This is a genomic window from Paenibacillus sp. FSL H3-0469 (genome assembly GCF_038051945.1).
Lineage (GTDB): Bacteria > Bacillota > Bacilli > Paenibacillales > Paenibacillaceae > Paenibacillus_AQ.
The window spans coordinates 7,621,038-7,644,445 of the sequence record NZ_CP150302.1 but is presented as its reverse complement, the minus strand read 5'-3'; the positions used below and the strand labels follow the sequence as shown (position 1 = coordinate 7,644,445).

General features: G+C 53.7%; 24 protein-coding genes. 11 read left to right on the top strand and 13 right to left on the bottom strand.

Annotated elements, in window-relative coordinates; genetic code table 11:
- Positions 1 to 93: 93 nt before the first annotated feature.
- The 3 genes from NSS83_RS33035 to NSS83_RS33025 all read right to left on the bottom strand — a co-directional run bounded on the left by NSS83_RS33035 (position 94) and on the right by NSS83_RS33025 (position 2,263).
- Positions 94 to 681 (bottom strand): putative ABC transporter permease, encoded by a 588-nt coding sequence (locus NSS83_RS33035; protein ID WP_341186444.1) that lies wholly within the window; start codon positions 679 to 681, stop codon positions 94 to 96.
- Positions 682 to 1,037: 356 nt separating this feature from the next.
- Positions 1,038 to 1,211 carry a hypothetical protein gene (locus tag NSS83_RS33030; RefSeq protein ID WP_179090391.1) on the bottom strand — a complete coding sequence of 58 codons (174 nt, stop codon included), beginning with the start codon at positions 1,209 to 1,211 and terminating at the stop codon, positions 1,038 to 1,040.
- Positions 1,212 to 1,360: 149 nt separating this feature from the next.
- The gene (locus NSS83_RS33025; protein WP_341186445.1) at positions 1,361 to 2,263 is read right to left on the bottom strand and encodes an ArsR family transcriptional regulator; all 903 of its coding nucleotides are present in this window, start codon (positions 2,261 to 2,263) and stop codon (positions 1,361 to 1,363) included.
- Positions 2,264 to 2,412: 149 nt separating this feature from the next.
- Between NSS83_RS33025 and NSS83_RS33020 the strand changes: the two genes are divergently transcribed.
- The gene (locus tag NSS83_RS33020; RefSeq protein WP_341186446.1) at positions 2,413 to 3,921 is read left to right on the top strand and encodes an alpha-N-arabinofuranosidase; all 1,509 of its coding nucleotides are present in this window, start codon (positions 2,413 to 2,415) and stop codon (positions 3,919 to 3,921) included.
- A gap of 19 nt (positions 3,922 to 3,940) precedes the next feature.
- On the opposite strand, the gene NSS83_RS33015 is transcribed toward NSS83_RS33020, so the two are convergent.
- From NSS83_RS33015 to NSS83_RS33005, 3 genes are all read right to left on the bottom strand, one after another.
- On the bottom strand, positions 3,941 to 4,630 hold the full coding sequence (locus NSS83_RS33015) for an LrgB family protein (protein ID WP_341186447.1): 690 nt from the start codon (positions 4,628 to 4,630) through the stop codon (positions 3,941 to 3,943).
- Positions 4,627 to 5,043 carry a CidA/LrgA family holin-like protein gene (locus NSS83_RS33010; protein ID WP_036695124.1) on the bottom strand — a complete coding sequence of 139 codons (417 nt, stop codon included), beginning with the start codon at positions 5,041 to 5,043 and terminating at the stop codon, positions 4,627 to 4,629. The genes NSS83_RS33015 and NSS83_RS33010 overlap by 4 nt, the downstream gene beginning before the upstream one ends.
- A 264-nt stretch (positions 5,044 to 5,307) precedes the next feature.
- The gene (locus tag NSS83_RS33005) at positions 5,308 to 5,994 is read right to left on the bottom strand and encodes an NAD(P)H-dependent oxidoreductase (RefSeq protein ID WP_341186448.1); all 687 of its coding nucleotides are present in this window, start codon (positions 5,992 to 5,994) and stop codon (positions 5,308 to 5,310) included.
- A gap of 150 nt (positions 5,995 to 6,144) precedes the next feature.
- On the opposite strand from NSS83_RS33005, the gene NSS83_RS33000 reads away from it, so the two are divergent.
- Positions 6,145 to 6,531, top strand: a complete 387-nt coding sequence (locus NSS83_RS33000; RefSeq protein ID WP_341347393.1) for a helix-turn-helix domain-containing protein — start codon at positions 6,145 to 6,147, stop codon at positions 6,529 to 6,531.
- Positions 6,532 to 6,595: 64 nt separating this feature from the next.
- Here NSS83_RS33000 and NSS83_RS32995 read toward each other — a convergent pair whose 3' ends face one another.
- A complete protein-coding gene (locus tag NSS83_RS32995; protein ID WP_341186450.1) occupies positions 6,596 to 6,967 on the bottom strand; it encodes a YkvA family protein in 372 nt (123 codons plus the stop codon).
- Positions 6,968 to 7,078: 111 nt separating this feature from the next.
- Positions 7,079 to 8,041 (bottom strand): acetylxylan esterase, encoded by a 963-nt coding sequence (locus NSS83_RS32990; protein ID WP_341186451.1) that lies wholly within the window; start codon positions 8,039 to 8,041, stop codon positions 7,079 to 7,081.
- A 97-nt stretch (positions 8,042 to 8,138) separates the two neighbouring features.
- On the opposite strand from NSS83_RS32990, the gene NSS83_RS32985 reads away from it, so the two are divergent.
- Together NSS83_RS32985 and NSS83_RS32980 are read left to right on the top strand one after the other, a co-directional pair.
- Positions 8,139 to 8,978: a sugar phosphate isomerase/epimerase gene (locus tag NSS83_RS32985; protein ID WP_341347392.1), complete on the top strand. Its 840-nt coding sequence runs from the start codon at positions 8,139 to 8,141 to the stop codon at positions 8,976 to 8,978.
- A gap of 126 nt (positions 8,979 to 9,104) precedes the next feature.
- The gene (locus NSS83_RS32980; RefSeq protein ID WP_341347391.1) at positions 9,105 to 10,187 is read left to right on the top strand and encodes a glycosyltransferase family 4 protein; all 1,083 of its coding nucleotides are present in this window, start codon (positions 9,105 to 9,107) and stop codon (positions 10,185 to 10,187) included.
- Between the two features lie 121 nt (positions 10,188 to 10,308).
- Here the strand turns inward: NSS83_RS32980 and NSS83_RS32975 are convergent, their stop codons facing one another.
- Positions 10,309 to 10,713 (bottom strand): hypothetical protein, encoded by a 405-nt coding sequence (locus tag NSS83_RS32975; protein WP_341347390.1) that lies wholly within the window; start codon positions 10,711 to 10,713, stop codon positions 10,309 to 10,311.
- 156 nt (positions 10,714 to 10,869) lie between these two features.
- Between NSS83_RS32975 and NSS83_RS32970 the strand changes: the two genes are divergently transcribed.
- Positions 10,870 to 11,634 carry an SGNH/GDSL hydrolase family protein gene (locus tag NSS83_RS32970; protein WP_341186455.1) on the top strand — a complete coding sequence of 255 codons (765 nt, stop codon included), beginning with the start codon at positions 10,870 to 10,872 and terminating at the stop codon, positions 11,632 to 11,634.
- Between the two features lie 49 nt (positions 11,635 to 11,683).
- On the opposite strand, the gene NSS83_RS32965 is transcribed toward NSS83_RS32970, so the two are convergent.
- Positions 11,684 to 12,781: a glycosyltransferase family 2 protein gene (locus NSS83_RS32965; protein WP_341347389.1), complete on the bottom strand. Its 1,098-nt coding sequence runs from the start codon at positions 12,779 to 12,781 to the stop codon at positions 11,684 to 11,686.
- 185 nt (positions 12,782 to 12,966) lie between these two features.
- On the opposite strand from NSS83_RS32965, the gene thiD reads away from it, so the two are divergent.
- Positions 12,967 to 13,779, top strand: coding sequence for a bifunctional hydroxymethylpyrimidine kinase/phosphomethylpyrimidine kinase (thiD, locus tag NSS83_RS32960; RefSeq protein WP_341186457.1), 813 nt, complete (start codon positions 12,967 to 12,969; stop codon positions 13,777 to 13,779).
- Positions 13,780 to 13,910: 131 nt separating this feature from the next.
- Here thiD and NSS83_RS32955 read toward each other — a convergent pair whose 3' ends face one another.
- The 3 genes from NSS83_RS32955 to NSS83_RS32945 form a co-directional block, all read right to left on the bottom strand.
- Positions 13,911 to 14,816, bottom strand: coding sequence for a hypothetical protein (locus tag NSS83_RS32955; RefSeq protein WP_341186458.1), 906 nt, complete (start codon positions 14,814 to 14,816; stop codon positions 13,911 to 13,913).
- Positions 14,817 to 14,890: 74 nt separating this feature from the next.
- A complete protein-coding gene (locus NSS83_RS32950; protein WP_341186459.1) occupies positions 14,891 to 15,421 on the bottom strand; it encodes a GNAT family N-acetyltransferase in 531 nt (176 codons plus the stop codon).
- Between the two features lie 99 nt (positions 15,422 to 15,520).
- A complete protein-coding gene (locus NSS83_RS32945; RefSeq protein ID WP_341347388.1) occupies positions 15,521 to 16,342 on the bottom strand; it encodes an AraC family transcriptional regulator in 822 nt (273 codons plus the stop codon).
- 132 nt (positions 16,343 to 16,474) lie between these two features.
- On the opposite strand from NSS83_RS32945, the gene NSS83_RS32940 reads away from it, so the two are divergent.
- The 5 genes from NSS83_RS32940 to NSS83_RS32920 all read left to right on the top strand — a co-directional run bounded on the left by NSS83_RS32940 (position 16,475) and on the right by NSS83_RS32920 (position 23,346).
- Positions 16,475 to 19,588: a glycoside hydrolase family 2 TIM barrel-domain containing protein gene (locus NSS83_RS32940; protein WP_341347387.1), complete on the top strand. Its 3,114-nt coding sequence runs from the start codon at positions 16,475 to 16,477 to the stop codon at positions 19,586 to 19,588.
- A gap of 320 nt (positions 19,589 to 19,908) precedes the next feature.
- Positions 19,909 to 20,454 carry a MerR family transcriptional regulator gene (locus NSS83_RS32935; protein WP_341186461.1) on the top strand — a complete coding sequence of 182 codons (546 nt, stop codon included), beginning with the start codon at positions 19,909 to 19,911 and terminating at the stop codon, positions 20,452 to 20,454.
- 309 nt (positions 20,455 to 20,763) lie between these two features.
- Complete coding sequence (locus tag NSS83_RS32930; protein ID WP_341347386.1) at positions 20,764 to 21,738, top strand: phosphotransferase; 975 nt, start codon at positions 20,764 to 20,766, stop codon at positions 21,736 to 21,738.
- Positions 21,739 to 21,889: 151 nt separating this feature from the next.
- Complete coding sequence (locus NSS83_RS32925; RefSeq protein ID WP_036729806.1) at positions 21,890 to 22,384, top strand: RNA polymerase sigma factor; 495 nt, start codon at positions 21,890 to 21,892, stop codon at positions 22,382 to 22,384.
- Positions 22,381 to 23,346, top strand: coding sequence for a hypothetical protein (locus NSS83_RS32920; protein WP_341347385.1), 966 nt, complete (start codon positions 22,381 to 22,383; stop codon positions 23,344 to 23,346). Before NSS83_RS32925 ends, NSS83_RS32920 begins: the two co-directional genes overlap by 4 nt.
- Positions 23,347 to 23,408: the final 62 nt, after the last annotated feature.

The following is a 23,408-nucleotide window of genomic DNA, read 5'->3' as shown; positions in this document are numbered from 1 at the left end:
ACAGGTTATATAACCCAAAAATATCTCCAGCCATAAGGCGGAGATATCTGTGGGTTCTTTGTAATTTTCATGTTTCCATTCTTCACTAACTCTTCAACCTTCGCCAAGCTCTGGCGGTTCCAACAGATGATCCAGCAATTGCAGCCCGCGGCGGCGGGTGCGGAAGGTCCACAGCAGATCCGCTGTGAATAGCAGCAGGACGATGGGAAGTATGGGCATCCATATCCGCTCCATATGCAGATACAGGAAGTGTACCAGCGGTTGCAAGCCATAGATGCAAGCCAGTGACAGTCCCCACCAATACAGCGAGAATTTCAGGCAGATATGCCCTTGCAGCTGAAACGGCATCCCTGAATAATCCCACCACTGCCTACGAAAGATCCCCTTAAGCAGCCAGCCGCTGACAAATTCAACCGCCGAAGGGACGATAAGAGCAAGCAGGAGGAATAAAGGAAAGGGAAGGCTAATTTCATGTGCCGCCAGCAGCAGCAGCGGTGCGCAGCCATACATGGGCTTGAATGGCCCTTTGAGGAATCCTTCTTTCCGAAAAGTCCCAGTGCTGTAGAGGTTATAGCTGCCTTCAAGGACCCACCCCAGGAACGAATATACAGTGAAATAGAACAGATAGGGGCTTGATGCAGCCACTATACTGTAACTTTGCTGTAAAAGTAACGGTGTCATCGTTATTCACGCCTCCGGTCCCATTAATTTTCCAATTGGAGCTAGTATGCCTCCAGGAACCGGACGTTATGACGGGAAAATCTGGCGGACCTGCACATGGCTGACCCTGTTAAGATGCTGCTGTTTTATTCAATTCCCAGGCGGTTCCTCATGTTTCTCCATCCGCATGCTAATAAAACTTCCTGCGTTTGGACCAGCACATTGTATTCGGTTTTCGCATACATTTTAGGCTTCTCATTAGAAAAAGACTGTCCCCGGAGGGACAGTCTGCTACGTCCATAAGCCATATGCCTTATGTTGCCTTATGTTGCCTTTTGGCTTATGCCTTATTTGCCTTATACCCTATACCCCAGCTCCTAATTCTTAGGCAGCGGGTCAGGATGGGCCGTTTCGGCCGGTTTGGCTTCCCAATCATCGGCTTCCGGTTCAATATCCACACCGTTTTCCATCTTTTTTCGTTCTGCGAGTGAATCCCCGTCTTTATTCTCTTTGTTGCGGATGTCTGCTTCATTACCGGAATGATCTGACATGTGAATTCCTCCTTGTATGCAAGTTGTGCGCGATTTGGATTACTTAGTTATAGTTACCCGCGGACCCCTTTTGCAAACATCCCATCTGAACAAAGCTCCCAATGTACTTGTCTTTTCCATTCCCTTGCCATTCGCCGGACAGGCCCCTCTTACTCATAATACACACGAAACACAATATCCTGCTCATAATTCCCGAAGCCGCGCCCGAATAACGTTAAGCCGCCCCGCCTTCGGGTGGTGTCTTCTGCCGTGAACCTGAAGCTCCACTGATCCTGCTGCCAGCCCACCTGATCAATGGTAACTGCCGATATCTGCTGGCCGTCTATATAAGTTCCTCCTGCATTAATTCTGAGCACCTTCAGCAGCCCGTACTGGTTCACATCCGATTTCCACCAGGCAGGGGTCAGCCGGCCTCTCATTACGCCGAAGTCACCGGGACTGGTCCATTTGCCAAGTGAAATGCCATTCATCATAAAAGAGATATCCGAAGGCCACTTCTCGTTTACACTCGGCGCCTCCGAGCCGATCTCCATGGATATCTCAATCTCCTGCACCGTCTGATCCATGAACAGATAATTCGGAACCTTATATTCCGCGTATCCCTTGGCGAACCAGAGTATGCCGGCATCCACCCGCTGCGGGTCCAGGAAATAACGCGGGTCGTCATAATACCCGATCAGCTTCTCGGTGGTGGCAATGCCGCAGGTCGGTGAGGCTTCCAGATCGGTGTAATGCCCGACAGGCACAGAGACCTCGACCACCTTGCGGGCGATTCCTTTGGCCCCGGATAATTTAATCTGCAAGAAATTCGCAGAAAGTGAGCAGAATTTATAAGTCCCCCCATCGATCCGCTTCATCTGGGAGCTGACGATGCCCGCCTTCTGCAGCTTCGCTACATGCGAGCTGACAATGGCACTGCTGAGATACAGCCGGGCTGCAATCTCCTTGATATGCATCTCCTCGTTGCTAAGCAGATCGATGATCCGCAGCCGCACTTCGCTGGCAAGTGCTTCATAGACCTTCAGCGATTCGGAATCTGTGGTTAAATACATCGGTAGCCCTCCGCGCTCTTTGAATTAGTTATTATGTTAATCCTGAAATTAATTATTGCTTAGTATACCCCGTAATTCGTATCATGTAATCATAAACGGGCTTGAACGATTAGCTATTTCATTAATCTAACACAAAGGAGCTTCAAACTATGAGCATTCAATCCAAGATGATTGTCGACAAAGACTTCAAGCTGGCCGAGGTAGATCCAAGGCTGTATGGTTCCTTCATTGAACATTTGGGCCGGGCCGTGTATGGCGGAATCTATGAGCCTGGACATCCTACCGCTGATGCGAACGGATTCCGCGGTGATGCCCTTGAGGCCATTAAGGCACTACGCGTACCAATCATCCGTTATCCGGGAGGCAACTTCGTATCCGGCTATAACTGGGAAGACGGCGTCGGACCCAAAGAAGAACGGAAGCGCTCTCTTGAACTTGCCTGGTGGGTTACAGAGACTAATCAGGTAGGTACAAATGAATTCGCCGATTGGGCCAAGCTGGCCGGCTCCGAAGTGATGATGGCAGTGAACCTCGGCACCCGCGGGATCGACGCTGCAAGAAATCTGGTCGAGTATTGCAACCATCCCTCCGGCTCTTACTGGAGCGACCTGCGGATCTCCCATGGCTACAAGACTCCGCACAATTTCCGCACCTGGTGTCTGGGCAATGAAATGGACGGTCCTTGGCAGATTGGAGCCAAAACTGCAGTCGAATACGGAAGACTCGCCAATGAGACCGCTAAAGCGATGCGCTGGGTAGACCCTTCCCTGGAGCTTGTCGCCTGCGGCAGCTCGGGCAGCAATATGAGTACTTTTGCCGAATGGGAAGCTACAGTTCTGGATCTCACCTACGATAATGTAGATTTCCTATCGCTGCACACCTACTACAATAACAATGATGGAGATACAGCGAACTTCCTGGCCCAATCGCTCGATATGGATCAGTTCATCGACAGCGTAGCAGCAGTATGTGATTATATCAAGGCTAAGAAGAAAAGCAAGAAAAAGATTTACCTCTCCCTTGATGAATGGAATGTGTGGAAGTCGCAGGGCTCTAGCCGTGCTGAGCAGCACTGGCAGATTGCACCGCCTGAATTCGAGGATGTCTATACCCTGGAGGATGCGCTGGTGGTGGGCTGCTGCCTGATCAGCCTGCTCAAGCATGCAGACCGGGTCAAGATGGCTTGTATCGCCCAGCTCATTAATGTCATTGCACCGATTATGACGGAGGACGGCGGACCGCTCTGGCTGCAGACCACTTATTATCCTTACATGCATGCCTCCATCTACGGCCGGGGAACAGTGCTTCACCCGTTGATTACAAGTGCGAAATATGACTCCAAGGATTTCACCGACGTTCCTTATCTGGAAGCGGTCAGTGTATATAATGAGGAGCTGAACGAGGTAACTGTGTTTGCAGTGAACCGCCATCTGAGCGAAGGCATGGAGCTGGCGGTTGATCTGCGGAGCTTCGGCGCTGTAGAGGTTATTCAGCACACGGTTCTTGAGCATGAGGATCTTCAGGCGGCCAATACCCGCTCCAACCCGTCGAATGTGCTTCCGCACAACCGGGGAACGGCAGCCGCAGACGGCGGCCGGGTGAGTGCAATGCTTCCGGCTGCTTCCTGGAATGTGATCCGGCTGCGCGTGAACGGCTGATTACTGAAGCACTGCAAGCTTAATGGTACATGATCCAGGCGACTAGCGGTCCGGCAATGGAGCCGACAATCGCGCATACGGTCATGGCTACAGAGCTCATGGACACCGACTCTTCGCCGTATTCCAGCGCCTTGGCTGTGCCGAGAGCATGGGAAGCTGTGCCCAGGCCAATGCCGATCCCCGACTCGCTGCGGATTCTGAACAGCTTGATGATATAGGGGCCGCCAATCGCGCCGGTGAAGCCGGCAACCATCACGAAGACGGAGGTCAGCGATGAATCTCCGCCGAGATTGCTGGAGATCTGGATCGCTACAGCGGTGGTAATCGACTTGGGCAGAATGGACAGCACATACAGCTTGGAGAAGCCGAGTCCGGCTGCCATCAGCAGTCCGCTGAACATTCCGACCATAAGTCCGGTGACTGTTCCGCCGAGAATGGCGGGGAGGTTCTTCCACAGCACATGCCGCTGTTTGTATAAGGGATAGGCCAGCGACACTACGGCTGGTCCCAGCAGGCGGTTAATCCAGTCGCCACCGATCATATAAGTCTCATAAGAGATATGGAAGCCCATGAGCAGAACAACAACCGTAAACGTTGCGGTCAGCGCGGGCAGGAGGACAGGAAGACGGTAGCGTTTGTACAGCATGGACATGAAGAGATAGATCACAACGTTCATCAGCACGAAACCAATGGCCAGCAGAATTCTCATGCTTCCTTCCCCTTCCCGTGGAGATTACGGGCACGGTACGTCCGGCGTGTTAAGCGTTTGACGCTGCGGGCGGCAATCCACTGGCTGGAATGTGCTGTGACAACCATGGTCAGCACACTGCTGATGACAAGAATGCCGATCAGGAGCAGCCCTCTTCCGCTGAAGATATCCAGATGGTTCATAATGCCTGCGGTGGCGGGGATGAAGAACATGGGCAGATAAGCCAGTATAAAGGACGAGCCGTTCTCGATCAGCTTCACCGGCACAATCTTCAGCAGCAGCAGAACGAACAGCAGCAACAGTCCCACGATACTGCCTGGAATCGGCAAATGAAGCAGCTCTTGCAAATAGTCTCCGGCCAGGAAGAACACATACAGCAAGCAGACCTCGGCGATAATGCGGATGATTTTCATAATGCAGGAATCCCTTCAATCTTGAAATGACGATCATAAACAGCCTCTTTCCGGCAGCAGGCTGACTTCCTAAGAGTAGCAGAATTTTCAGTAAATTTTCAATAAGTTTTCGACTCTTCTATGTATTTTCATTACGGTGGATGCGGAAGCAGGAACTGCCGCAGGTCCTCCAAATTGCAAAAAGAAACGGATGCTGCCTTGAGGGCTGCACCCGTTTCTTTTTAGATTCTCAGCAGATTCTCCTGCCCGCTGATGACGCCGCCCTTAGATCCACTCTATCACCTGGGAAGCGGTCCGCCGGGTCTTGGTACGCGGCTCGCCGGTGCGGTAGCCGAAGGCTACCATGCAGGCCAGTCCGAAATGTTCAGGGTCCATAATTCCCTCGTCGGCCAGAAGCTGCTCCATCTTCTGCTTATCGAAGCCTTCAACCGGACAGGAATCGATGCCGATCAGCGCCGCTGCGGTCATCATATTGCCAAGGGGCAGATACGTCTGACGCGCCCCCCACTCGAAGATCGCCCGCTCATTGCCAGCCAGGCCGAAATCGTTTTTCAGGAATGCGCCGTAGACCCGCTGCTTGCCCTCTGCAATCTCAACCGGCAGCTTCTGCACCTCCGACATCATACTCTGAATATATTCTGAGTCAGCTGCCAGATCACGCGGCTGTCTGGCCAGAATAAGCACGAAATGGCTTGCGGTCGGAAGCTGCTTCTGGGCGCCCCAGGCGTATGGCAGCAGCTTTTGCCGGAGCTCCGGGTTCTGGACAACGACAAACTTCCAGGGCTCGAACCCGAACGAACTCGGTGACATACGTCCCGTCTCCAGAATGAAGCCGAAATCCTCCCCGCTGATCTTTCTGCTGCTGTCGAATTCTTTGGTCGCATGTCTATACTCATAGGCCGCCAAAATCTGCTCTTTCGTCATTTCACTAACTGTGCTTGTGTTCTCCATCCTCCATACTCCCTTTCTGTCTACCGTTCATGATAAGGAATTGACGTTTTCCTGTTCCCATGCTTATAGTAATGGATATACAACACATTTAGAAGTACGCACATTTTTGTGATGTAGTATACAAAATGATACTAAGGAGCGTGTTCAGTGATGCGCGACCGTAAAGGCGGTTTCGGCACCTGCCCTGATGGCAATGCCTTTGCTTGTCCTGTAGAATTCACCCTCGATGTCATCGGCGGCAAATGGAAGGGGGTACTCTTGTACCATATGATGGATTCCACAGTCCGGTTCAATGAATTCCGCCGCATCTGCCCCGGCATCACCCAGCGCATGCTGACCCTGCAGCTCCGCGAGCTGGAGGAGGATGGCGTTGTACACCGTGAGGTCTATCATCAGGTGCCGCCGAAGGTCGAATACTCTTTGACCGAATTCGGCCGGTCTCTGATTCCGATCATCAAGCTGATGAGAGATTGGGGTCTGGAGTATCAGGCGAAGCAGCAGATCTCTGAGAGTCCGGCTATAGACACCGGAGTGTAACGGGGCATAGCAAAATAGGGATGCAGCCACCCGCTGCATCCCTTCGCTGTCTTCCAGGCTATTTTTAATCCTCGAAGAACTCCTCCGCCTTCTGTTTATGCTCCTCCTTGACCTGTCCGGCAATGGCCCGGATGCCCGCAGCCATGACAGCAGCATCGTCTGTGAAGCCCAGGCCGATTAGCGCATCGGGAATGGCATCGATCGGGGAAATGAAATAAGCCAGCGCGCCAAAGGCAATCCCTTTCGCCCATAACGGTGTTTTGGCATCCATAGCACAGTAGTACATGGCTATCGCTTCTCTGGTGAAGGGGATTTTACCGGCGGCTTTCCGGGTTTTGCTCCAGAAGCTCTTTTTCACAAGCTCCTCATTCTTCTTGTCATACTCAAAGCTCTCCACCAATACTCCTGCCGGCAGCTTACCTGTCTGATTATCCATCCGTAATTCCCTCCCGGTGATTAGACTGCCTATTCATGGCCTCGCGACAACCCTTACTATATCTTCACACCATTCCCTTACTGCTAATCACTGTGGGTTAGAACAATTCACTCAGGAGCCCAGATGTTCCTGGAAGAACAGTGCCGTCTGTCTGCGCTGGAATTCGCTCACCTCATGCCCGGAGAACGGATAATCCTTAATCTCCTTAGGCGACTCTATCCGGTTATAAGCGGCATAGATCGTCTCCGGCATACATACTGTATCCTTCCAGCCTACGGACATCTGAACAGGGACGGTGAAACGGTGCGCCAAATTAACGATGTCGAAAAAGGCCAGATTTCCCAGCACACGCTCAAGGTGCTCGGGATAGCGCTTCAGGTAATCCGCAATCTCAGTGAGTGAGCTGGTGGAATTCAGCACTCCGAAATCCAGCCGGCACAAGTTAGGAATGTCTGCGGCTACCGCAGCCACGCGGCGGCTGAGCGCCCCTGCCAAGAGCGCGATACCTCCGCCCTGGCTGGCTCCATTAATTGCAATACGTGCCGGATCAACCCCGGGCAGCTGCGCTGCCGTCTCGATAGCCCGGACCGTATCGATAGCTAACGCCAGATAATAGGATTGCTCCTTCTCCAGCAGCCCCTGGGTAATCCAGCCTCTGACAATCCCGTGCTCCTGCGGCAGCAGATTACCGGTCTCGCCAAGCTGTCCGCGTACATCTACAGCCAGGACAGTGTATCCAAGCAGCAAGAAATGTGCGTAACGTTCGGGATATCCCCGGTCTCCGGTGTACCCTGGAAAGGTCACAATACACGGCCGGTCTCCCGTGTCCTCTGTATCAACAGCAGACTGGATATACCAGGCATTGATCGTAGTCTCCCCATAGCTCATGTAGCTAACCTTACTCACCTTCATACCCGGATACGGGGTCTCTTCAGGGGTGAGGGTCACCTCCAGCGGCTGCTCCTCATCTTCTGCGAGCAGATCATTCCAAAATTCATCAATCGTCTCCCGGTCCAGAGTAGGCTCCGGACGGCACTTCTCCAGCTCTTGCTTACGTGCTTCTATTGCATTCATTTCAATTCCTCCTGTTGTTGCATGCACTCTTTAACCTTGCATGTCTATGTAAGCGTCATTAATATTATAGTTATAAATTGATAGAATTCCAAAGGAGTTGTTTATTATTCGTTACGGAACGTTAGCGCACACGGCCGGCTGCCTGCCGCTGAAGGAATTGACTGCCGCTCTTCAGACCTACAATATTGATTTCGTACAGCTCGCTCTGTCCAAGGCCATACAGGATATCGACCTCTCCCCGGGCAAGCTGAGTCCCGGACTCGCTTCCTATATCGCCGAGCAATTCGACAAGGCCGGCATCCGCATCGGCGTGCTTGGCTGCTACATCAATCCGATTCACCCCGATCCTGCGGTCCGCCGGGCGGAGATTGACCGCTTCAAGGAGCATCTGCGCTATGCCCGCCTGTTCGGTGCCCCTATGGTCGCCACGGAGACGGGAGCACTCACGACCTTCCAGGAGCTCGACCCTTACCGCTATGAGGAGCTAGGCTGGGATGCCCTTAAGGCAACGGTCGAGGAACTGGCGGAGGAAGCGGAGAAGTGGGGCGTATTCTTAGGACTTGAAGGCGTCAGCACCCATACCCTGTCCTCTCCTGCCAAAATGCGGCGAATCCTCGATGAGGTGCCCTCCAGCTCCATCGGTGTCGTATTCGATCCGTGCAACCTGATCGGTCAAGAGGTTCATCTTCAGGATGAGATCGTCGACCAATCCTTCAGCCTGTTCGGCGACCGGATCATCCTCGCCCATCTCAAAGGAATCTATGAGGACGGCGGACGCATTCGTCACGGCGCTCCCGGAGCCGGGCTGTTCCACACCGCTGAGTTCCTGGACAAGCTTGAGGCGCATAAGCCGATGATCGATGTCTCGCTCGAGGATGTCACTAGCCTGGAGATCCAAGACTCCGTGAACCTGCTGCGCAGCCTGCGCAATTCCTGATCATCCGGTCATAGCCCCATTTCCTCCAAAAGTACCGCTTAGCGGTACTTTTCGCTTTTCACTGAATAAAATAGTATACCTATCGCATTGTTGCAGGGCGATTGTGCAGAAAGGAAGGGATCACAGATGCGGTTCACTTTCCCCATTCTTACCTTATGCCATGGCGGGGCGCAACGCATGCTCGTGGAGCTTACGAACGGTCTTACGGCCCGGGGCCACCAGGTTGTAATTGTCATGCCGCTGGGAGGGGATGTTTCCTATGACGTCCATTCCACTCTGCTGATTACCGACTACACACTGCTTCGTGAATCCGATTTCCCGGTCAGCGATATCATCGTCTCCAACTTCTACACTACGGTTCCTGTCTCACAGGCAGCCAGCTTGAACGGCAAGGGCATGCATATCCGCCTCTCTCTGTGTTATGAACCGCTGTTTCTGCCAGAGAACGAGGTCTCCTTCCCCTCCTATAACATTACCGATAAGCTGATTGTCCTCTCGAAATGGCAGCAGGAGTTGATTAGACTGGGCCACGGAATCAGCGGAAGCATTGTGCCGGTAGGGATCAGCGCTTCATTCCGAAACATGAATATCCGCAAGGAGCTTCAGGAGCCGCTGAACATAACAGCGATCCTGCGCAAGGTGGAGAACGGGTTCTCCTGGCACCGCGAGCAGGATTATCTGGTGAATCAGCTGGATATCGTGAAGCAGCATTTCCCGTGGGTCAATATCAATTTCATCAGTCCGCCGGATGAATGCTTCAGTTCCGAATCCCTGAGAAGAATGATGGACAGCGGCAAATACCGCTTCTTCACCCCGCTCAATGACGAGGAGCTATGCTATCACTATAACGGTGCTGATATTTTTGTCAGCTCTAGTATTTTTGACACCGGTTCATTGCCAGGACTTGAAGCGATGCGCTGCGGGGCTGCGTTAGTCTCGGTCTATTCGGGAGGAAATCTGGAGTATGCCCGCCATGAGGAGAATTGCCTGTTGTCCTACCGGTATGAGAACCGGCTTGCGGCGGATGTGATGCGGCTTATTCAAGATTCCGTACTCCGGAGCCGGCTCGCCGCGCGCGGTGAGGCCGATTCAAAATCATGGACCTGGGAGAACAGTGTTAAAACCCTGGAGCGGACGGCTGCCGCCTTTTTAAGCGGGAACGGTGCGGGAAAAGCGCGCGTTGGCCGCCCTTTTGCAGAGAACGGGTAGGCAGCTCCGAAGAATGAAGATGATAGACAAAGTAGAATAGCAAGGCAAAACAGGCCCGGCTTGGAGGAAGCAGCTGGACCTGTTTTTTCCCTTCTCAACTGAGGGCAGACAACGTCATCGCTTACACCATGGAGAGTCCCGAGAAATCTATAGGACCGATCAGATTGGCTGCGTTCAGCGTAGAAGAATTCACTTGTGAAATCGTCAACGTATAAGTGAAATACCCTGATGGAAAGTTAAAATCCACATAGGAGAGACTGAACGGATCATATTGCTGCCCGCCGGATGCCGTTGCCAGCAGGGTAAACACGGGTGTTCCCGAACGCAGAATTGTAAGCAGCAGATTGGGATTGCCCAGCGTTGTCTGAACCCCAACCGTGGCATTGAGCAGGACACTCCCGCCTTGTACTGTGGCAAGCCCGAATTCGGTCAGCGTATAGATGGAGGGGGACAGGGGAACAGGTATAGTGAGCGATTGACTGAAGCTGGTAATTGCACTTTTATTGAAATCAATGATTTTGGTCATCAACACGGCCTCCTGGTAACAAATTCCTTCTCCATTATTCTATGGGAAATTCAGTCTGCTGACTGGACTAAGAAACCATGACATCTATACATAGGCAGGGCTGCATGTATGGTTTACACTGATTGTATATACACTAGGGTTATCGGAGGCGGGAGCATGAACAGAAATGAGGAGCAGCAAGAGTCCATGGGGTCTCAGTTCAAATATATGGTCAGCGGGGACTCTATCTCCAAGGGCGTTGTATATGACGAGACCCGAAGCAAGTATGTCATTCTGGAGGATAACTATGTATCTATGCTTCAGGGCAAGCTCAAGGGAGCTATGCGCAATACTGCCAGATTCGGCAATACGCTGATGAAGGGCTTCGGCAATCTGAAGCGGGATGTCCTGAAGGAGAAGCCCGATGTGGTGCTGATTGAATACGGCGGCAATGACTGCGACTACCATTGGGGAGAGATTGCGAGCAACCCTGAGGCTGAGCATAGTCCCAAGACGGATTTTCCGGCCTTCGAGCGGATGCTGGCTGATATGATTCATTTCCTGAAGAACCAGGAGATCACGCCAATCCTGATGAGTCTGCCTCCGCTGAATGCGGACAACTACTTCAAGTGGGTCAGCGGCAACAATCCCGATTCCGAAGTGAACATTATGAAATTCCTCGGCAGCGTCACCAAGATCTACTGGTGGCAGGAGCGTTACAACTCCGCGATCCTCAAGGTCGCCGAGAGCACCAAGACGAAGATTATCGATGTCCGGGGCGCCTTCCTGCAGCAGCCGGATTACACCAAGTTCATCTGCCGGGATGGCATCCACCCTAACCGGGACGGCCACCGGATTATCTACGACAAGGTGCTGGAATTCATCCGCACGAGCGAACCTCAGCTCCTGCTGGAGCCGGCGGCAATGCCTGGACATCCTTAGACCATAATAAGCGCTCCCCCAGCCTTGGCGGGGGAGCGCTTATTGGTGCTCAGAGCTGCTGCAAGGAGACATACTTGTCGCCCAGAAGCTTCTGGAAGTAATTCCGGTTATACAGCATGCTGGGATGGCTGGGGGAATGAAGCAGCGCAGTCTCATTATACCGGTTGGCCCGTTCATGCTGCCCCAGCCGGTCATAGCAGAGCGCAAGCTGCAGATTCGGAATCCAGGTGGCGAAGGCTTCATTCTTCATCGCCATGGATTCCGCCTGCCTTGGCAGCTGAAGGGCAAGCTCAAACCAGTAGATTGCCGGGTGAAGCTGGCCCTTCTCCAGATGCCAGGTCCCCAGCCGGCAGCAGCCTTCGGCACGCGGGGCATCATATTGCAGCGTACGGGTAACCGCAGTGAAGGCCGCTTCCTTGTCCCCCATTGCTTCCAGGCATTCAGCCAGCCGCAGGCAGGCCTGAATATTGTCTTCGATCCAGCCCTGCCCGCCGCTGAGGAACTGCTCATAATACCGGCAGGCCTCCCTGTGAATTCCGTGGTCACGCAACTCATTGGCGAAATAATATTGATCACGTGCAGAGAAGCTCTCCCCTGCCGCTTCCCGTTTGCGGTAGATCCGCAGATTACGGTCCGTGTACGCTTTATCCTTCTCATGGGTAACACAGACGGCACTTGCCAGTGACGGGCCGTAGACCTCCAGATATTCATGCACCGGACCGATCCAGCGGAACCCGCACGCACGGCGGACCAGCCGGTTGCGCCGCAAGGAGGTCGTCACCCTTCCCTCCCCGTCAAAAGCGAGATTATATTGCATACTCACACTGTCCACATGTTCCGGCAGTGAAGACTTCAGCTCCCTGAACAGCGCCTGATCCTCTTCTCTCAGATAGTCGTCTGCATCCAGCCAGAAGATATAATCCCGGGTCGCCTTGCTGAAGGCGTAATTACGGGCAGCGGAGAAATCCTCAATCCAGGTAAAATCGTAAACTGCGGCTCCGAAGGCACCGGCAATCTCCTTGGTGCGGTCTGCCGATCCCGTATCTATAAGGACGATCTCATCGACCAGCCCTTCCACAGAAGCCAGGCAGCGGGGCAGGCTCTTCTCCTCATTACGGACAATCATGCATAAACTGATCTCAATCATGGCAGCCTCCTGAATAAATAATCCACTAGACTACCATGATATGCAGTGCGGCAACCGGCAAACCCTTGCTCTCACCCAAGGGCAGCGGTGCGTTTTTGGAGCTTATACTTTTTTTGCGGACTAAGCCGATGATTTTTGTTATAATAAGCAGCATACTATTCATATACAAGAAGGGGACGTTACCTTTGTCAAAAATCATTAAGACATTAACCATTGCCGGCAGTGACTCCAGCGGAGGCGCAGGCATTCAGGCAGACCTCAAAACTTTTGAGGAATACGGCACCTACGGCCTTAGTGCCCTGACTACCATTGTAACGATGGACCCTGACCGGGGCTGGCATCATAATGTATACCCTGTCGATGCTGCTATCGTTGCCGAACAGCTCAAGACGATCTTCGCCGGCGGTCCAGTGGATGCCATGAAGACCGGGATGCTCGGCAGTGTGGAGATTGTTAAGGTGGCTGAACAGGCCCTGAAGAGCAACAAGCAGACCAATGTCGTGATCGATCCGGTTATGGTATGCAAAGGCGAGGATGAAGTGCTGAACCCGGAGAGTGCGGATGCCATCCGCGATCTGCTGCTGCCGCTGGCTACGGTGGCTACTCCCAATCTGTTCGAAGCCGGAGTGCTCTCCGGTCTCGGCAAGCTGACTACACTTGATCAGATGAAGGAAGCTGCCCGCCTGATTCATCAGCTGGGCACACAGAATGTTGTCGTCAAGGGCGGCAAGGCGCTGGGCGGCGACAAGGCGATTGATATCTTCTTCGACGGCAGCGAATACCTCATCCTTGAGACTGCGAAGATCGAGCCTGCCCATAACCATGGCGCCGGCTGCACCTTCGCAGCAGCGATTACCGGCGGACTGGCTAACGGCTTGTCGGTGAAGGATGCTGTAGTGAAGGCGAAGGATTTCGTATCCGCCGCTATCCGTAACGGGTATGCGTTCAATGAATATGTCGGTCCTGTATTCCACGGGGGCTACCGCCTGGAGCAGTAAGGCCGAACGGATAATCAGGCAAGCTAACAAACAGCAAGCGAACACGTACATCCTTCTCCAAACCAAAGGGGCGTCCCAAGCAGCCATTTCATGGCTTTTGGGACACCCCTTCTTTTTACTGTGTATCCTGCTTACTTAACGGGCGGCTCCTCCGCAATATGCTTCACGAACGCCAGCATCTTATCCTTGTCCTTGTCGTTCAGGACACCGATAATGATCGATTTCGCATTATAATTGATTGGCAGCTCCGAGATGAACGGGGATTTCAGAATATCCACACCGTACAGCTCATTCTTGCCCGTGTCCTCATTGACTCCCCACTGCATCCGGGTATCATCCGCCGCAAGCTTCCCGTCCGCCGTGATCGGCTCCAGATTCTGGAATCCGGTCTGCCCGCCAATCCACTTGACGGTGGCCTCATCCAGCACGAGGATATCCGGCCGGTTCGCCGCCAGCTCCACAACTGCCTTTTGCATATAGTTCATGTCCAGCGAGTCGGAGCCATCGCCCGTTCTGGGCAGATAAGTCATCACCGTCTCCACACGCTTCCACTGCGGGTAAGCCGCGATGATCGCCTTCTCCAGCTCCTCGGTCTTGCCGCTCGTATCCGTGACACCGAAGCTGCCGATGAACATAATCTTCGCATCCACGGGCGGCAGGGAAGCTAGATATTGTCGATGCTGGTAATTGTCATAGAGGGCCTTCCCGCCAAAAATCACTACCAGCAGCCCGATAATGCCGAGGATTACATGTGTTTTGTAGAGCCGCATGAAGGTCTCCCACTTGCTCGCCGTACCGGAGAAACGTCCATACTTTGCAAGCCGCTCGTCTTCAGCCTTCTGGATCTCCTGTTCATCCCAGGTATCAAGAATCAGCTTGTACGCCCGGAAATCCGCTTCGTAGGCTGCTATCTCTTCCTCTGTGGTCAGGGCGCGTCTTCGCTTCAGGAGCAGGTCGAACCGCTTGTTCAGTTCCTCTCTGGTTACGGTTTCAGGTAATCCTAATTGCACATACGCTTGCTTCAGGTTCTCGTTCACATTGAATTCTCCTTTGATATGGATGATGCCATAATTCTATATTAACAGACTTCACCGTGTATTCTCCACTCGCGCTATTGGCGGGCAGCCATGTCCGGGGTCTCCATCAGCAGGAACTCCATTTCGCTCTCCCCGTGCTGATGCACAAAGCTATGTAAAAGGACGAAGCCTGCCTTCTTGTACAAGCGGACTGCCCTCAGGTTAAAAGCTGCCACCGACAATCTGAATCGCTTCGCGTCATACGTCTGCTCTGCAAACCTCATCCCCGCCTGCAGAAAAGCCAGTCCATGGCCCTGCCCCGTCAGATCCGGTCTTATCCCCAAGCCGATATCGAGGGCCGTTCCATCGAGGTAGAGTCCGCTCTCTATCCCTTCCCCAACCTGCGCGTTCTGCCCGTAACAGAAGAACCCGATCAACGCTCCGTCCGCAGCAGCTACGCTGAAATAAGAGCCATCCAGCAGCTCCTCGATATCCTCTGCGGCATCAGCCGCATCCAGCATATTGTACAGGGTATATGGCGGCTCGTACCTCCAGTTGACAATCTCCCTGGCCGCCGGCTCATCCATTAAGCGGATCTGATAAGCTCTGCTCTGTCCTAGGATCACTATAATATCCCTCCGCTCTCTTGTTTTCTAAAATTTGTGGGCGTAAGCCCGGATGATAATCCAGATGTATAAATGCGCTGTCTCTAATTATAGCAGTCTCTAGTCCAATCCGTGCAGCCCTCTCCACTCTTCCGGCTGCATGCCGGTAATGCGTTTGAAGACGGCGCAGAAATAGCTGACATTCTCGAAGCCGGCCCGCTGCGCGATTTCATAGATCCGCTGGCCCCGGCTGCTGAACATCAGCTGCTTGCTCCGGTTGACCCGCTGCTTATTAATGTAAGCCACCGGCCGTTCACGGACGGTCCGCTGAAACAGCCGGCACAGATACTGCGGCGAGACAGACGCCACCTCGGCCAGCTCCTTCAGCAGCAGCGGGCGGTGCAGGTGAAGCTCAATATATTGCAGCACCGGCTTCATCCGTGCAAGCTCGTTGTCCTCATTCGAGGCCGGAAGCAGGCTGCGCTTCAGATCCAGCAGCAGTGCATACAGCAGCTTGGAACGCTCCAGATTGTCCTGCAGCTCATTGCCGGAGGAGAGGGTAAGCATCTCTTCCAGCGGAGCAAGTATGGGCTCAGCCCGCAGACGTCCGACTCCGGACTCGCGGATTCCGGCGTAGAGCAGCATCTGGGCTGCTTCTCTTCCGTTGAACGAGATCCAGGCCAGCTCCCACTCCCGGCTAAGCGGGGTATAGGAATGGGGAACATCGGGGTAGAGACAGAACAGGTCGCCCGCCTCCGCAAGGTAGGACTTGCCCCTGATATTCACTTCACCCTTGCCGCCGAGGACCTGGTGCAGCTGATAATCCGGGAAGCCCGCAGGCCGGGCCATCTCCCCCTGATGCTCCCAATACCCGATGGTCGTTGCATACAGCGGCAGCAGAAGCATATCTTCCATCTCGCAAAAGATCATCATGCTATCCATAGCGTTCCCCCTTCCGATGCCATCCGGCACCCCTTTGTTTCATATTCTATTATATCTGAACAAAATCATTATATATACCCAGAACATTTCCCATCCTATAATATGAATATAACAATATAAGGAGATGTTAACTTGCGCAACAAACTCTCATATCAGCAGCCTGCCAACGGATATCCCGAATGGAACAATAATCCTGAGATTTTTCAATTGAACCGTATAGACGCCCATGCCTCCATGATGTCCTTCCCGGCAGCAGCCGATGCTCTGCAAGGGGATAAAGCTTCCTCCTCCCGTTACCAGTCGCTGAACGGAACGTGGAAATTTGCTTTTGCCGAAACACCGGATGCACGGATCAAGGACTTCTATAAAACCGGATACGACGCTGCCGGCTGGGCAGATATCACCGTTCCTTCCCACTGGCAGTTCCAGGGATATGATTATCCCCAGTACACCAATGTCCGCTATCCTTGGGAAGTGTCCGAGCCGGATCTGAAGCCTCCCTTCGCTCCGACGGTATACAATCCGGTAGGCTCCTATATCCGTTCTTTCAGCGTTCCGCAGGATTGGGACGGACAACCTGTATTCCTCAGCTTCCAGGGTGTGGAATCGGCCTTTTATGTATGGGTGAACGGAGAACTTGCCGGATACTCTGAGGATACCTTCACACCGTCAGAATTCGATATCACTGCCTACCTGCTTCCCGGCGAGAACAAGCTGGCCGTTGAAGTCTACCGCTGGTGTGATGCGAGCTGGCTCGAAGATCAGGACTTCTGGCGTCTGAGCGGAATTTTCCGCGATGTCTATCTCTACACTGCGCCTCCGGTGCGGGTAGCCGACTTCTTCGTCCGCACCGGGCTGGACAAGACCTTCACCGATGCGGAGCTGCAAGTCGACCTGACGCTGGAGAACTATTATAACCGGGTCACCGGGGCACATTCCGTAGAGGTGCAGCTCTACGACAGCAAACAGCAACCGGCATGGGCAGCGCCTGTGTCAGCCGGGTTTGCTTTTGAAGGGGAGGGAACTCAGCTCCTTAAGCTGTCCGCAGCCGTGAAGAACCCGCTGAAATGGAGCGCGGAGAAGCCTAACCTCTACACCCTGCTGATTTCGGTGAAGAACGATCAGGGAGAGCTGCTGGAGGCGCTCAGCTGCAAGACGGGCTTCCGGACCTTCGAGATCCAGGACGGCCTGATGAAGATCAACGGCAAACGGATCGTATTCAAGGGAACGAACCGCCATGAATTCTCCTGCGATACCGGCCGTGCGCTCTCCAAGGAAGATATGATCACCGACATCAAGCTGATGAAGCTGCACAATATCAATGCCGTACGCACCTCCCACTATCCGAACCAGTCGGTATGGTACGAGCTGTGCGACGAATACGGTCTCTATGTGATCGACGAGACGAACCTGGAGACACATGGCTCCTGGCAATACGGGCAGAAGGAACTGCATGAGGGCAACGTTCCCGGCAGCCGCCCGGAATGGCGCGCGAACGTCATTGACCGCTGTAACTCCATGATGCAGCGCGACAAGAACCACACGTCTGTCATCATCTGGTCGCTTGGCAACGAATCCTTCGGCGGCGATAACTTCCTGGCCATGTATGACCACTTGAAGCAAGCAGACCCGACCCGTCCGGTGCATTATGAAGGTACTTATCATTACAGACCTTCGGACGCGGCCAGCGATATTGAATCAACGATGTACATCAAGCCGGATGAAGTCGTGGAGTATGCGCTCAGCAATCCGAAGAAGCCTTATATTCTATGCGAGTATAGCCATGCCATGGGCAACTCCTGCGGCGGCCTGCATCTGTACACCGAGCTGTTCGACAAATATGACAGCATTCAGGGCGGATTCATCTGGGACTGGGTGGATCAGGCGATCCGCACAACCACTCCTGAAGGCGTGTCTTATCTGGCTTACGGCGGAGATTTCGGGGAGCAGCCGCATGACGGCAACTTCAGCGGCAACGGGCTGCTGTTCGCGGACCGCAGCGTGACGCCTAAGCTCTACGAGGTGAAGAAATGCTATCAGAATATTATCATCACTGCCCTTGATCTGAAGAGCGGAAGCTTCGAGGCCCGCAACAACTTCCTGTTCACGGATCTGGCAGACTATCAGCTGAGATGGACGCTGGCCCTGAACGGCAGGGCGGCCCAGGAAGGACAATTGCCGCTCTCCGCAGCGCCTGGCGAAGCAGCCAGCTTCACGGTTCCTCTGGATTCAGCGCTGCTTGAATCGGACAAGGAAGCAGTGCTAACGGTGTCATTTGTTCAAGAGAACGCAACCGCCTGGTCTGAGGCCGCGCATGAAATTGCCTGGGAACAGTTCGTGTTAACCCCGTACATTCCATCCGGCAACCCGGATAGCTCAGGCAATACGCTACAGGTCAACGAGCAGGATGGCTTCCTGACCTTTGAGGGCAACGCCTTTGCGCTCTCCTTCGAGACTGCAACCGGCGCGCTTACTTCTCTGAAGTCCTCCGGGAAGGAGTATCTGCTGACACCGGCCAGACCTAACTTCTGGCGGGCCGTAACCGACAACGATCTCGGCAACAAGCATCCCGAGCGCTGCGCCGTCTGGAAGGAAGCCTCCTATGAGCGTCAGCTGGCCCGGTTCAGCTGCCGCGTGGAAGGCAATCTCGGCTTCGTGACCGCCGACTATCTGCTGGGTGCGCAGCCGCAGTCCACTCTGCGTGTGCATTACGAGATTCGCACAGATGGTTCTGTCGAGATTGTCCAGGAGCTGAACCCGGGCAGCAGCAGCCTGCCGGAGATCCCGGAATTCGGAATGGTCTTCGAACTGGACAGCAGTCTGGACACGATCTCCTGGTATGGCCGCGGGCCGCATGAGAACTATTGGGACCGTAAGGCTGGAGCTCCGCTGGGACTCTACACAGGCAAGGTCAGTGAGCAGTTCACGGATTACCTCCGCCCTCAGGAATGCGGCAACAAGACGGATGTCCGGTTCGCTTCCGTTACCGCAGGACACGAAGGACACGGATTATCCGTAGAAGGCGCGCTGCCGCTTGAAGTTAATGCGCTCCCTTGGTCTCCGGCTGAGCTTGAAGCCAGCGACCACGGCTACAAGCTTCCAGCCTCTGACAAAACCGTGCTGCGTGTCAATTACAAGCAAATGGGTGTCGGCGGCGACGACAGCTGGGGTGCGCCAACGCATGAGCAGTTCACGCTGCTTGCGGGCCGTCCGTATACGTTCAAGTTCAAGCTCTCCCTGCTATAACCCCTGCCTTTTCCCTTAAGGCAGCTCAGCACAATGTCTGTAACGAGCTGAAGAAAGCTTTTCATAATTGCCCGGAAGGGGTTATGGAAAGCTTTTTTTGTATTCCTACTATAATTCTGGTCCATGAAGAAAGAAGCGTGGCAGGACCACTCCCCAGGGATACAATTATACTCTTCTGTATGTACACCGCTCTCTAGAGAGCAAGAATAGTCGTAATAACACTTTGATTGGCGAATCAGCACTTCCTTTGTCACCCGTGCAGGGGGCCGCCGAAGAATAACGAATTACTCATAGAAGACAACTACACTGGAGGGATTGAAATGGAAATTCTGAAAACAAAGGAAGCTGCGGAGCTGCTGTCCGTTAGCCAGACTACGATCAAACGCTGGGCGGCCATGTTCCCCGATTTCTTTCCAAAGGACCGTCTTGGACACTATACCTTCTCGGAGCAGCAAATCAGCCAGCTTAATCATATTAAAGACCGTATTAATCAGGGGGAAGCATTGGAAGGGATAGACCCGGATCTCACCAACGACAAGCTGTCAAGGGGACCGCTGCAGGAGAATCCAAGCCTAAATACAGACGGTGACCCTATGAATAAAATATGGTCCCGGATCGAGTATATTGAACACGCACTGGATCAAAAAGCGAGCGAGATCGTTTCGGTACAGCTGCTCCAGCAGCGTGCAGAGCTTGAGGATATGCGAGTAATGATTAAGCAATTATCCGCATCTCTGGAAACAATGCAGAAGCCCGGCAGTCCATCCCTCTCCCCGCATGAAGAGGTTTATCCGGTTGCCTCTGGCAGGCTGATGTCTCCGCCAAGAAAGCGCGGTCTATTGCGCTCTTTTTTCTCATTCCTATAACCCTATAGGTCGCTGCACTGCTGTCTCTTCACATAGAGAGTTTGCGAAGAGGCCGGTTCATCTGCCTGCGCCACTTGCCCAAGTTGTGACTCTCCTCCGAAATGAGCGCGCCTCAGTCCGTAACGCCGAGCCAAACGCCCAATTAAGATCGAACCCTGTTTGAGTATGGGGACACCCAGGGGGGATTGCTCCACGCCTTCAGCCCTTCTGACATCGCTAAGCCTCAACTCCACCATTAAATCTGATGCTCTACTAGCGTGAATACTTCGCTAACCCAGCCCTTATATTACCCCGACGAGGAGATATTGTATGTCAGATACAGCCGCAAGAATCCGGGATGAGATCCTGGATTCTATGACAGAACGATTCGGGATGCATGTCACGGAAGCGGTCCAGATTGATCAGGGCTTCCTGAATCTGAAGTGGAGACTGGACAGTGATCAGGGCCGTCTGTTCGTGAAGCAGTACAGCAAGATCCGTTACCCTGAAGCGCTCACCCGCGGACTGGAGATCTCCTTAAGCCATCAGGACCATCTATACCTGGAAGGCCTTCCTGTTCCGAAATTATTTTCATACGAGGGAAATTATGTATTGAGAACGTCTTCACAGGAACGGTATGTGCTGATGACTCTGTGTGACGGGCACAGTCTTGTCCCCGGCTCGGCCACGGAGCAGCAGATGTATGCACTGGGCAGGGTTGTGGGCCAGATGCACAAGCTGCTTAATGCGCAGCCTGCTTCGTTACCGCTGTATTGGGAGGTCCGCAGCCAAGCGTCTATGGTGAGAAACTGGGAGGCACGCTATCTTCAGGCCACTGCCCGGCAGAGCGAGGATACGATATCGGCGCTTGAGCTTCAGCGGAGGATCATAGACCGGATGGACACCGGCATCTTCGCGGCCTGCGAACGGGGCTGGGGGCACCGGGATTTGTTCGTGGATAATATCCTGTTCAGTACAGATCAGGTGGCAGCGATCCTGGACTTCGACCGGCTGCATTACGTCTATCCGGAGTTCGATGTAGCCCGGCCGATCCTCTCCTGTGCGTTGGCTGAAGGAGGGATCGGACTGGACCAGGTACGGTCGTTTGTGACAGGCTACCGTGAATATACCCCCTTGCCTGCAAGTACACTCATCCGGTCACTCAAATTAATCTGGTGGAAGGAAGCCGAATGGATCGCCGTGCCCGGGCAGGATGAATTCCCGCCGCTTGTCCGCTTCCGTCAGGAGAATCAGTGGGTCGCGGCCAACTGGGACCGCTTGAATGATATGTTCGCCGGAATCTGAGGAATCTTAAGAATTGGGATAGGGCCATTAATCATGGCCCTTTTTTTGCTGTATCAGGGTGAGCTTAGAGCACGCAGAATAAATTCCCGGAAACAAAATGTGACCGGATGCCGTCCTAAAGGGTGTTATAGATAAAGGAGGGCATAACCTCATGCAGCAACCCATGACCCGGCCGGGCCATCCTGTGATGAAGAGCTACGAACAATATGCAGATATGCTGTACCGGATTGCCCTGGTTCATTTGGGCAGCCGCCAGGATGCCGAAGAGGCTACGCAGGACACCTTCATCAAGCTGATGGAGAAGGCTCCCGTATTCAAGGATGACGAACACCAGAAGGCCTGGCTGATCCGGGTCATCACCAATCATTGCAAGAATCTGCTGGGCAGAGGCTGGCGCAAGCGCGAGGTCAAGCTCGAAGGGGTGGAGCCGGTTACGGCCGATAACCCCGAGGAGCTGGCGGTCTTGCAGCTTGTGCTCGCCCTGCCGGTGAAGTATAAGACTGTGATTCATCTGTACTATTACGAGGATTATCCCGTCCAGGAGATCAGCAGAATTCTGCAGATCAGCGAGTCGGCCGTGAAGATGAGACTTCAGCGCGGGCGTCAGCTGTTAAGACTGGAACTGGAAGGAGCAGAAGCGGAATGAAGGAAGAACAGTTTCGAAACCAATATAAGAAAGCGGTGGATACTATGAGTTCAAGCAGAGAAATGAAGCAAGGGTTAGAAGGTAAAATGGAACAAAAGCGCCGTCCGCGTAAAATGGTGTATATTGCAGCAAGCGTGCTGGTTGCTGCCGGGATCGGCCTGGCCGGACCAAGTGTAATGAAGCAGCTGGGCGGAACAGGTTCACCGAATCAAGTAGCCCAGGTCGATCCGGGTACACCTGCTGCCGGGAACTCTGCCGGAGTCGTTATTCCCAAGATCGAGCTGCCGGATAAAAGCTCCGGTGCTGTGGCCGATATGATTGGCCTAGTCGTCTACCAGGGCAATATCTATACCCAGGCAGCGATCCGCATGGAAGCGGCTGATGCAGCTGCACTGCGCGGAGAGAAGCTGGGCCGCACGACCAGCGGGATTGATGAATGGAGCAGCAAGGATGCGTATACCGAGCTGGCCTCGAACATCGGGGAGACGGATATTTATGCCGTCAAGGGCTATGATTCCGGCTTCCTCGTCATGTCCTATACAGAAGTGGATGGCCAGGTGTTCGCGGAGCTGTACGAGCATACGAATGGAATTACCGTGAACAGCGGAGCCGATCTCATTGGCAAGCTGAACCTGGACGGGCGCATCGCCTCCGCCCAGTGGGAGAGCTTTGAAAGCTGGAATAACGGCAAGCAACAATACCTGCCGCTGCCCGAAGGCGCAGCGCTTGACGGCTTCCTGAGCGCCCTCATGACCGCCAAGCCCCTAGCCGCTGAGCCGCTCATAGAGCAAGGGATCTATGACAAAGAAGACCGCAAGCTGGTCTACCTTCAGCTGGAGGACAAAACCCGGGTGGAGCTGACCCTGTTCAGCCAGGGACTCGTTCGCTACAGCAATGCGCCGGTATTCTTCGAGGTTGAGCCCGGTGCCTTCCAGGCGCTGTGGGATAGTATGAAGCCGTAAGCGGTGGCATCCAATTCATCTGATAGACTATACCAGCTAAACTAGTTCAAAGGCCATCCCGG